The following is a 10,710-nucleotide window of genomic DNA, read 5'->3' as shown; positions in this document are numbered from 1 at the left end:
TTGCGGGGCCGCCCGCCAATGACCGCGCCCGTCGTTTCCGTCGAAGGCGTCAGCAAGCGCTTCGGCGCCCTGCAGGCGCTGCGCGACGTGTCGGTCGCCTTCAACGCCGGCGAGATCACCGCCCTGATCGGCGAGAACGGCGCCGGCAAATCCACGCTGATGCGCGTGCTGGAGGGCGAGCATCGCCCAGATAGCGGCCGCGTTCTGGTCGACGGTCATCCGGTCCAGCTCACCTCGCCGCGCGCGGCGCATGGCTCTGGCATCCGGGTCATCCACCAGGAGCCGGAGATCATCCCGGAGCTGACGGTGGCGGAGAACATCTTCATCGGCGACATCAAGGCGCGTGGAGGGCTGTTCCTCGATCGCGCGGACCTCGAGCGACGCAGCCTCGAGCTGCTCGGCACCTTCGGCGTGGTCGACGTGCTTTCGCCCGGGCAGCGCTGCCATGGCCTGAGCCCGGCGCTCAGGCAGCTGATCGAGATCATGCGCGCGCTGCGACCGGGCGCGCGGCTGCTCGCCTTCGACGAGCCGACCTCGTCCTTGACGGAGGACGAAGCGCAGCGGCTGTTCCGCGTCATCCGGCGCCTCAGGGCCGATGGCGTCGCCGTGATCTACATTTCGCACCGGCTGCGCGAGATCATCGAGCTTGCCGACCGCTGCGTGGTGATGCGCGACGGCAGCCGCGTCGCCGACGAGCCGATCGCGGCGCTCGACGAGCAGCGCATGGTACGGCTGATGGTCGGCCGTCCGGTGAGCGACCTGTTCAACCGAAAGGAGCGCACGCTGGGACCTGTCCGGCTGGCGCTGGAAGATGTCACGACACGTCGCGTCCAGGGGATCGGCTTCGAGGTGAGGGCCGGCGAGATCGTCGGGCTGGGCGGACTGGTCGGCGCCGGACGGACGGAAGTTGCGCGCGCCATCGTCGGCCTCGATCCGCTGCTGTCGGGACAGATGACGGTCGGCGGCCGGCCTTACAAGCCGCGCGAACCAGCGGATGCCGTCGCGGTCGGAATTGGGCTGGTGCCGGAGGACCGAAAGCAGGAAGCGCTGCTTCTCATGCAGGCGGTGCGCGACAATGTCAGCCTCGTGGTGCCCGACAAGGTGTCGCGCTACGGCTTCTTCAGTCGCAGGCGCGAGCGCGCGCTGGTCGCCCGCCACGTCGCCGAGCTCAGGGTCAAGACACCGTCGATCGAACAGGCGGTCGGCAAGCTTTCCGGCGGCAATCAGCAGAAGGTCGTCTTCGCGCGCTGGCAAGCGCGGGGGCCGGCCGTGCTCATCCTCGACGAGCCGACGCGCGGCATCGATGTCGGCGCCAAGGCGGAGATCTACAGGCTCATCGAAAACCTGGCCGACCAGGGCCTCGCCATCCTGCTCATCTCCTCCGAGATGCCGGAGCTGCTCGGGCTCGCGGACCGCGTGCTGGTGATGCAAAGCGGGCGCATCAGCGGTGAGCTCCCGTGGCAAGAGGCGAGCGAGGAGGCCGTGCTGGCGCTGGCCATGCGCTCGGGCAAAGAGACAATCGAAAGGAGGGTATCGTGACCGATACCGCGACCGCCGGCCGCGAGCGCGCGCCGGCAAGTCTGTTCGGCCGCATCGGCGCGCAGAACATCAGCCTGCTGATCGCGCTGGTCGTGCTGCTGGCGATCTTCGGCGCGCTGAGGCCCGACGTCTTCTTCACGCCGCGCAACCTCATCAATATCGGGCTCGCGGTGACCATCCTCGGCATATTGGCGATGGCGCAGACCGTCGTCATCGTCTCCGGCGGGCTCGACATCTCGGTCGGTTCCATCGTCGGCCTGAGCACCATGGTGCTTGCCGTCGTCGCCCAGGAAACCGGATCGATCCCGGCCGGCATCCTTGCCGGGCTGCTTGCCGGATTGGTGGCGGGCGCCGTCAACGGCCTGATCATCGTCTACGGCCCGGTCAACGCGGTGATCGCGACGCTTGGAACCATGTCGGCATTCCGCGGCCTCGCCTATCTGATGAACAACGGCAACTCGATCCCGATCACCGGTGACAGCCTGCGCGCGTTGGGCATCGGCACGCTCTTCGGCCTGCCTTTCGCCATCTGGTTGCTGATCGCCGCGATGGCGGCCTTCATCGTCTTCACCCGCGAGACCGTCGTCGGACGCAACATCTATGCGCTCGGCGGCAACCCGACCGTGGCGCGGCTCGCCGGCATCCCGATCCGCCGCTATCAGATCTCGATCTATGCGATGAGCGGCTTCGCCGCGGCGGTGGCGGGCCTGGTGCTCGCCAGCCGCACCATGTCGGGGCAGCCGGCCTCCGGCAGCCAGGGGCTCGAGCTCGAGGCCATCACCGCCGCGATCCTCGGCGGCTGCGCGCTGCAGGGCGGCAAGGGCACTATCATCGGCGCCATGTTGGGGGTGCTGATCATCGGCGTCCTCAACAACGGCATGATCCTGACCAGCGTGCCGACCTTCTACCAACTGCTCGCCAAGGGCGCGCTGCTGATCCTGGCGGTCATCGTCCAGGAGCGCCAGCGGGCGCGGTCGGGAGAGTAGCCCTTGCCGTTCAAGCGTGGAGATTCCGGTTCTATTTCAGGAACTGACGGAAGCGGCAGAGTGAGAACGCAAACAGCAGTATGCCGATGATCAACAGCGCCGCAAGCTGCGGCCAGACGACATCGAGGCCCGCGCCGCGGAAAAGGACCGCCTGGGCCAGCATGACGAAATGCGTGTTGGGCGCGGCGAACATGATGGCCTGGATAGCGAGCGGCATGCTCTCGCGCGGAGTCACGCCGCCGGACAGCACTTGCAAGGGCAGGAGCACCATCATCAGCAGCAAGCCGAATTGCGGCATGGAGCCGGCGACGGTGGCTAGGAATATCCCCAGGCAGGTCATGGCGATTATGTCGAGGGCCGCGCCCACCATGAAGAGCGCGATCGATCCGTTGATCGGGACCGACAGCAGTCCCTGGATGACGAAGACGAGCGCAAGGCCGGACGCTAGGAGGACAACGATGCTCATCGACCAGATTTTGCTTGTCATGATTTCGAACGGGGTAACCGGCATCACCAGGAGATGCTCGATCGTCCCGTGCTCGCGCTCGCGTATCAGCGCCGCACCGGTGAGCACGATCGAAAGCATCGTGATGGAGGAGATCGCATCGGTGACGGCACCGAACCAGCCCTTGTTGAGTTCGGGGTTGAAGCGCGCCCGCAGGTCGAGGTTGACCGGCAGGGAAGCCTTGGAGCGGTAGTGGTTCAGGAACTCGTCCACCTCTCCGGAAACAATCGACTGGATATAACCTCCGCCGGTAAAGGCCTGCGACATACGGGTGGCGTCGATGTTGAGCTGAACCGTTGGCGAGCGGCCGGCAAGGAGATCGCGCTGGAAGTTCGGCGGAATGTCCAGCGCGAAAGTATCCGTGCCCGAATCCATGCGGCTGTCCATCTCGGGCTGGGAGATAAGCAGCGGCGCGGTGAAGTAAGGCGGATAAAATGCCGTGACGATACGCGATGAAACCGGCGACTGATCCTCGTCGACGATGGCGATCGGAGCGTGATTGAGCGTCTCCGGCATCGCCTTGGAAGCGGTGTAGATGGCGGCGGTGAAGGCATAGACGATCAGCACAAGCATCATCGGGTCCCGCACAAGGCCGCGCAGTTCCTTTATGCCGAGGTTGTATATGTTGGCGATGCGCATTAGCGGGCCTGTTTTCTCAAGAAGGCCGCTCCGAGGCCGAGCAGCACCGGAATGGCGACGAGCAGCGGCACGAACGAGCCGGACAGGTCGGCAAAGCTGAGCGCCTTGGAAAAGACGCCGCGCGAGATCGTCACGAAATAGGTGGTCGGATAGATTCGGCCGATCAACGCGCCCGCACCCTGAAGCGACGACACCGGATCGATCATGCCCGAATATTGGGTGGCGGGGATCATGGTAAGCAGCGCGGTTCCGAAGATTGCCGCGATCTGGCTCCTCATGAAGGTCGACAGAAAAAGCCCCATTGCCGTCGTGGCCATCACATAGAGAAGGGCCGCGGCGGCGAAAGCCGGAAGGCTGCCAGTCAGCGGCACGCCGAAAATGAAGGCGGCAAAGATCGTCAGCAGCACGAAGTTCAGCATTGCGAGGACGACATAGGGGATTTGCTTGCCGACCAGGAACTCGAGCCGGGTGACCGGCGTGACGTAGAAATTGATGATGGAGCCGAGTTCTTTCTCCCGCACCACGCTCAGCACGGCCAGCATCGCCGGGATCAGCAGGAGAAGCATCGGGATAACGGCCGGAACGATGGCGTCGAGGCTGCGGACGTCGGGGTTGTAGCGGTAGCGGATATCGAGCTGGAAGGCGCTGGCCGTGGCGGCGTCGCCGTAGAGCTCGCGCGCCTTCTGCGTAAGCCAGCCGGCATGCATTCCCGAGACGTAGCCCAGAACGGTCTCGGCACGCGCGGGCATGGCTCCGTCGATCCAGGCGCCGATCGTGACCTGGCGGCCGCGCGCAAGATCGCGCCCGAAGCCGGGTGGGATTTCGATGGCGAGGCTGAGTTCCCCGTTCTCCATGCGCCGGTCGAGATCGGCATAGTCGGCGATGGGTGTCTTCTCGGTGAAATAGCGAGAGCCGGCGATCTGCAGCGTATAATCCCGGCTGATCGTCGTGTCGTCGCGATCGAGGACTGCGAAGGAGAGATTCTCGACGTCCATGTTGATGCCGTAGCCCACGACGAACATCAGGATGAGGCTGCCGATGGTAGCCAGCGTGGCACGGATCGGATCGCGTACGAGTTCGAGCGCTTCGCGCCGGGTGTAGGCGAACATGCGGCGCAGATCGAAGAAACGGTCGGCGCGGCTCTTTTTGGGGCGGCTGTGCGGCGTGCTTTCGGTGAGCGGGGCTGTTTCAGCGGCTGAGCCCCCGGGTTGCTCGGGCCCTGTCGCCTCCTCCAGATATCCGACAAAGGCTTCTTCCAGCGTTGCCGCCGAGCGGCTCCCGACAATGCCTCCTGGCGTGTCGCTGATCAGGACCTTGCCGGCGTGCATGAGCGAGATGCGATCGCAGCGCTCCGCCTCATTCATGAAATGCGTGGAGACGAAGATCGTCACGTTCCCCTTGCGGGAGAGGTCGGCAAGGATCCGCCAGAACCCGTCGCGGGCCACCGGATCGACGCCGGAGGTCGGCTCGTCGAGGATCAGTATCTCCGGAGAATGGATCATCGCCACCGCCAGCGACAGCCGCTGGCGGATGCCGAGCGGCAGCGCTTCGGGCAGCGTGTCGACATTGTCGGCCAGACCGAACTGCCGCGCGACCTCCTCGACGCGGGATGGGATCGCGGCGTCGGCCATGCCGAAGAGGCGGGCATGCAGATCGAGGTTTTGCCGAACCGTCAGTTCCGAGTAGAGGGAGAATCCCTGAGACATGTAGCCGACACGCCGCCGCACTTCGATGTCGCGCGGGTCGATCTCGCGTCCGAACAGCCGTGCCTTGCCCTCGCTCGGCTCGAGCAGCCCGGTCAGCATCTTCATGGTGGTCGTCTTGCCGCAGCCATTCGAGCCCAGGAAGCCGAAGATTTCGCCTCGGCCGATGCGGAAGCTCACGTCGTCGACAGCGGTGAAATCGCCGAAGCGCATGGTAAGATGTTCAGCCTCGATGGCGGATACACCGTCGGCACCGGCGGGCCGCGGAGGGATCACGACAGCCTCATGTCCGTCGCGTTTCTCCGGAGGGAGCAGGGCGATGAAAGCCGCGTCGAGATCGGGTGTGCCCGTCCTTTCGAGCAGGTCGGACGGGGTTCCGGACGCGAGCACCCGGCCTCCATCCATGGCCACCAGCCAGTCGAAGCGGGATGCCTCCTCCATATAAGCCGTCGCGATGATGACGCTCATGCCGTCGCGGCTCTTGCGAATCTCGCCGATCAGTTCCCAGAACTGGCGGCGCGACAACGGGTCGACGCCGGTGGTCGGCTCGTCCAGGATCAAGAGGTCCGGATCGTGGATGAGGGCGCAGCAGAGGCCGAGCTTCTGCTTCATGCCGCCCGAAAGCTTGCCGGCCTGGCGATCGGCGAAAGGCGCAAGCCCGGTGCGCCTCAGAAGCTCGCCGATGCGGCGCTCCCGCTCCTGCCGGTCGTGTCCGAAAAGGCGGCCGAAGAAATCGATGTTGTCGAAGACCGACAGCGTCGGATAGAGGTTCTTGCCGAGACCTTGCGGCATATAGGCGATCCTGGGGTAGACGCTCTGCCGGTGGCGGAGGTCGGCCATGTCGCCGCCCAGCACCTCGATATGCCCCTGCTGTATCGTCCGCGCTCCGGCGATCAGGGAAAGCAGGCTGGATTTGCCGACGCCGTCCGGCCCGATCAGGCCGACCATGCAGCCGGCGGGGAAGTCGAGCGTTATGGCATCGAGAGCCCTGACTTTTCCAAAGACCTGGCCGACATTCTCCAGCCGCGCGACCTGCCCTGACGAGAAGGCTGCGGCGCTGTCAGCCAGAGCATTCATTGCACAAGCTTTCCTTGGACGCCGGCCGGCCATTGCGCCTGCGGATCGAGCTGCACATAGGCCACGCCGGGCAGCCCGGTCTTGACCTGCTGGATATATTTGCGAAGCAGCTCCGGTGAGATGTGCGCCTTGACCCGGAACATGAGTTTCAGGCGCTCTTCCTCCGTCTCGACAGTCTTGGGCGTGAACTGCGCGACGTCCGCGACGAAGGTTACCTTGGCGGGGATGATGTATTGCGGCGCCGCATCGAGCACGAGGCGCACCTCAGAGCCGATCGCGACGCGTCCAGCCTGCGCGGTCGACAGGAAGAAGGTCATGTAGACATCGCCAAGGTCGACGAGGTTGAGCACGCGTCCGCCGCCAGCGAGCACCTCGCCGGGTTCCGCTACCCGGAATTGGACGCGTCCGTCGCGCGGCGATTCCAGCGTGGCGTCGTCGATATCGGCGGCAATGCTTTCGATCGCGGCCTGCGCGGCGTCGACCGCGGCCTTGGCATCGACCACCTGTGCCCGCGCCGCGTTGATTGCCGCCTCGCTGGCGGCGAGCTGGGCCTGCGCCGCGGCAACGGCGGCCTTCGCGCTCTGTTCGGCGGCACGGTCGTTGTCCAGGACTTGCTGGGAGACGGTGTTGTTGACCGCGAGCTGCTGAGAGCGCGCCAGGGTCCGCTCGGCGGCGTCGAGCTCGGCTTCGCGCTGCGCGACGACAGCGGCCGCTGCCGTCTTTTCGGCTTCGCGTTGCGTCACCAGGCTGCCGGCGGTCTCGACCCCGATGGTGGCGCGCTGAAGCTGCGCCTCGGCTTGGCGGCGCTGCGCCTCGAGCTGCACGGTATCCATGCGGGCAAGCACTTGGCCGGCTTTGACCAAATCGCCTTCGCCGACCAGGATCTCCTTGATCCGCCCCGCGGCCTTCGTCGAGACGTCGATTTCAACCGCCTCGATGCGGCCGTTGCCGCTGGCGATGCCTTGCGGCAACGCCCCGTCCTCGGACCGCTGCCATGCGTAGTAGCCGGCTGCCGCGAGGGCGATCAGAATAATGGGAGGCAGCCACCGCCGAGCGCCCTTCATAGGCTGCCTCCCGCGTTGCGCGACGCGCCGAAGAGCGCGGGCGGCGCTGAATGGATCTGTTCAGGGCTCAACTTGATGCCGACCATGGCGAGGGACTCCGTTCGGGGCTACGAGGCGAACGAGACCAAAACAGAGGCCCGGCATGGCGACCTTGATCCGCATCAATCGCGGGAGAAAGCATAGCGGCGGTGCGGAACGGACCTTTGAGGGAAGTGCCCGATGCGCCGTGGGAGCCGGCTTAAAGCGCGTCGCGACGAAACGGATTCAGGCGACGCGCTTTTAAGTCTTTGGTTTGATGCATGTCGTTCTCCCAAAACCGCTGCGCACTTTTGGGCGACATACATTAGACGCTTTCGAGATAGGTCTCGATCTCGAAGTCGCTGACATTGAGCGCGAAGGTATTGAGTTCCTGGCGCTTGCAGGCAACGAAGGCGTCGCGCAGCACGGCCGGGAAGATTTCGGCGACGCGCTTGCCGGTCTCGAAGGCGGCGATGGCCGAGGCCCAATCCGGCGGCAGCTTGGCGAGCGTCAGCCCTTGTCCCTCGCCGCCGGTCGGCTCGCCGGGCGAGAGCTGCCGCTCGATACCGATCAGCGCGGCGCCCAGGATGGCCGCCAGCACCAGATAGGGGTTGGCGTCGGCGCCGGAGACGCGATGCTCGATGCGGCGCGCGGCGGACGGGCCGCCCGGAATGCGAATCGCCACCATCCGGTTTTCGTAGCCCCAGGCAACGGCGGTCGGCGCGTAGGAACGTGGACGCAGCCGCCGGTAGGAATTGAAATGCGGCGCGAACACCAGCGTGCTTTCGGCCATGGCTGCGAGCAGGCCGCCGACGGCATGGCGCATGGTTTCCGAGCCCTGGTCGCTGCCGTCGTCGAAGATATTGCGGCCTTCCTTGTCGAGGACGCTGAAATGGACGTGAAAACCGTTGCCGGCGCGTTCGCCATAGGGCTTGGCCATGAAGCAGGCGGCAAAGCCGTGCTTGCGGGCGATGCCCTTCACGGTGCGCTTGAAAAGCACGGCGTCGTCCGCGGCCCGCAAGGCGTCCGGCACATGGTTGAGGTTGATCTCGAACTGGCCGACGCCGTTCTCGGCGATCGCGGTGTCGACCGGAATTCCCTGCATGCGGCAAGCTTCGTAGATGTCGTGGATGAAGGCCTCGAAATCGTCGATCTCGTCGATCGAAAGCGCCGCGTCGGAATCGAGACGCCGCCCGGTGACCGGTGAAACCGGACCGACAGGCCGCTGCGACGTCAAGTCGACGAGGTAGAATTCCAGCTCGGTGGCGGTAACCGGCGTCAGGCCAAGCGCGGCATAGCGGTCGAGGATGCGGGCCAGCGCGCGGCGCGGGTCGCCGAGATAGGGCGCGCCGGCATCGTCCGCCAGCCATAGCGGCAACAGCGCCGTCGGATGCGCTGTCCAGTTGACCGGCAGGATGCCGCGTCCTGTCCACTGGCAAAGCCCGTCGGCGTCGCCGGTCGAGAAGACCTGGGCGTTGCCTTCGATGTCCTCGCCCCAGATGTCGAGCCCGATCGCCGAATAGGGCATGCGCAGCTTGCCTTCGAGTGCCTTGCGCGCCTGCTCGACCGGAATGCGCTTGCCGCGCATGATGCCGTTCAGGTCGCACACAGCCGCCCGCAGGCTCTGGATGTCGTTCCTGCTTTCAAGCCAGTTCAAAACGTCCGCAATTGCATCGCCCAATTTCCAGCCCCTGGTTCTTCTGTAGCCATTTCGGCTACGATATCCATTTTGCAGCTTATGAGTTCCTGAAGACCGTCCTGGAGGGGATCCAGGCGAGGTTCCTTCATTTTTTCAATTCACTAGCTGGGATATCGGGCGGCATTTCGGGTCCATATTGTGCGATCTGCGATCGCAACATAGCTGGCGAGTGAAGGAAAGCCAAGTCAGGATTTGAGAATTGGGCCGAAGCCTTATCTTCGTCATTCTCGGGCGGAGCAAGGAGCGCAGCGACGCGGCGCAGACCCGAGAATCCATGCCGTGACATAAAGGCGCCGCTGCGTTCCAGAATTCTGCTCCGCTGTACTCCACGGCCAAGGTAACGGCATGGATTCCAGGGTCTCCGCGACGGAGCTGCGCTCCTGCTCCGCCCTGGAATGACGAGGTTGGCGCGCTTTCACCCAAATCTCGAAGGCTTCCTAATGAGGGAACCTGATCTGCTTGAGAATATGCGCGGCCCCCTCGTCGATGTCGCGCACGATGGCCGCGCGTGCCCGCTTGCCGTCGCCAGCCTCGATCGCCGCGACGGCTTCCTCGTGATAGTCGATGCCGAGAATGCCGGCGAGGTCGTCCTCGAAGCCGATGCGCAGGTTCCGGAGGAAAGGCCCCACCTGCATCCACACCGTCTCGATCAGGAAGATCATCTGCTCATTGCCGCAGTGGCGGTAGATCGAGAATTTGAAGTCGTGGTTCTTGCGCAGATAATCGTCGATGTCGCCGCTGCGGGCGGCCTGGGTGAGCTCGGTGCAGTGGCGACGGATGGCGCGCAGATTGTTGCCGTTGATGCGTTTTGTCGCGAGTTCGGTGGCCGTGCCTTCGAGGATCGTGCGCACATCGGTCAACTGCTGGAAACGATCGGCCGAGATCATCGGCACCTCGACGCTGCCGTTCGGCATCGGGCTCAGCGCCCTGAGTGCCTGCAGCCTCATGAAGGCGCTGCGCACCGGCATGTCGCTGGTGCCGAGCTCCTTGGCGAGCTTGCGCGAAGTCAGCTTCTGGCCGGGCTGGAACTGACCCGACATCAGCGCCCGCACCAGTTCCAGATAGACTTTCTCATGCAGGGGTATCGTGTCGAGGGCAGTCAGTCCGAATTGTGTTTTGTCGGCCATTGGCTATGCGCTGCTTCGTCCGCCCTGAAATCCGTTTCGTCAAGCAATCCGCCGCCGGGGATGCTTGGCTGGCGATTTTCGAGCCGCACGATAGACGGTTAACGCGCGCCGCGGCAAGTGAGGCCAGGGCGGTGTCCCGGCTGACCCAACGGAGCGGGCATCATGCGTGCGAAGCGATTCCAGGTGACCCGGACCTCGAAGCGCCTGCCGGCAAGGCGCACCTCGACCTCCGAGCCGACGAGATTCCCGTCGTTCAGCTGGAAGGAAGGCTTTCCGGCTATCGTTGCGCTTGCTGGGTCCTGGCGAGGAAGCTGCGCCAGCCGCCATAGGCGGAGATATCCGTTGCCGCCGAC

General features: G+C 64.9%; 8 protein-coding genes. 2 read left to right on the top strand and 6 right to left on the bottom strand.

The features are described from left to right. On the top strand, window positions 1-1,539 hold a 1,539-nt coding region (locus EOA29_RS13090; RefSeq protein WP_210213139.1), incomplete at its 5' end, for a sugar ABC transporter ATP-binding protein. Further along, window positions 1,536-2,525, top strand: coding sequence for an ABC transporter permease (locus tag EOA29_RS13085; protein ID WP_126091807.1), 990 nt, complete (start codon window positions 1,536-1,538; stop codon window positions 2,523-2,525). The genes EOA29_RS13090 and EOA29_RS13085, both read left to right, overlap by 4 nt. A 31-nt stretch (window positions 2,526-2,556) precedes the next feature. Here EOA29_RS13085 and EOA29_RS13080 read toward each other — a convergent pair whose 3' ends face one another. From EOA29_RS13080 to EOA29_RS42220, 6 genes are all read right to left on the bottom strand, one after another. After that, a complete protein-coding gene (locus tag EOA29_RS13080) occupies window positions 2,557-3,669 on the bottom strand; it encodes an ABC transporter permease (protein ID WP_126091808.1) in 1,113 nt (370 codons plus the stop codon). After that, the gene (gene rbbA / locus EOA29_RS13075) at window positions 3,669-6,449 is read right to left on the bottom strand and encodes a ribosome-associated ATPase/putative transporter RbbA (protein ID WP_189350525.1); all 2,781 of its coding nucleotides are present in this window, start codon (window positions 6,447-6,449) and stop codon (window positions 3,669-3,671) included. Before rbbA ends, EOA29_RS13080 begins: the two co-directional genes overlap by 1 nt. Then, window positions 6,446-7,513, bottom strand: coding sequence for an HlyD family efflux transporter periplasmic adaptor subunit (locus EOA29_RS13070; RefSeq protein WP_126091810.1), 1,068 nt, complete (start codon window positions 7,511-7,513; stop codon window positions 6,446-6,448). Before EOA29_RS13070 ends, rbbA begins: the two co-directional genes overlap by 4 nt. Before the next feature lie 343 nt (window positions 7,514-7,856). Continuing rightward, window positions 7,857-9,212 (bottom strand): glutamine synthetase family protein, encoded by a 1,356-nt coding sequence (locus EOA29_RS13065; protein ID WP_126091811.1) that lies wholly within the window; start codon window positions 9,210-9,212, stop codon window positions 7,857-7,859. Window positions 9,213-9,667: 455 nt separating this feature from the next. Further along, entirely contained in the window at window positions 9,668-10,357 is a 690-nt protein-coding gene (locus EOA29_RS13060; RefSeq protein WP_126091812.1) for a GntR family transcriptional regulator, read from the bottom strand. 98 nt (window positions 10,358-10,455) lie between these two features. Continuing rightward, window positions 10,456-10,710: hypothetical protein (locus EOA29_RS42220; RefSeq protein WP_210213138.1), on the bottom strand; the 255-nt coding region annotated here is incomplete at its 5' end.

This window comes from Mesorhizobium sp. M1E.F.Ca.ET.063.01.1.1, from assembly GCF_003998155.1.
Classification (GTDB): domain Bacteria; phylum Pseudomonadota; class Alphaproteobacteria; order Rhizobiales; family Rhizobiaceae; genus Mesorhizobium.
Note: the sequence above shows the minus strand (reverse complement) of the source record. Positions and strands in the feature narration are given on the sequence as shown.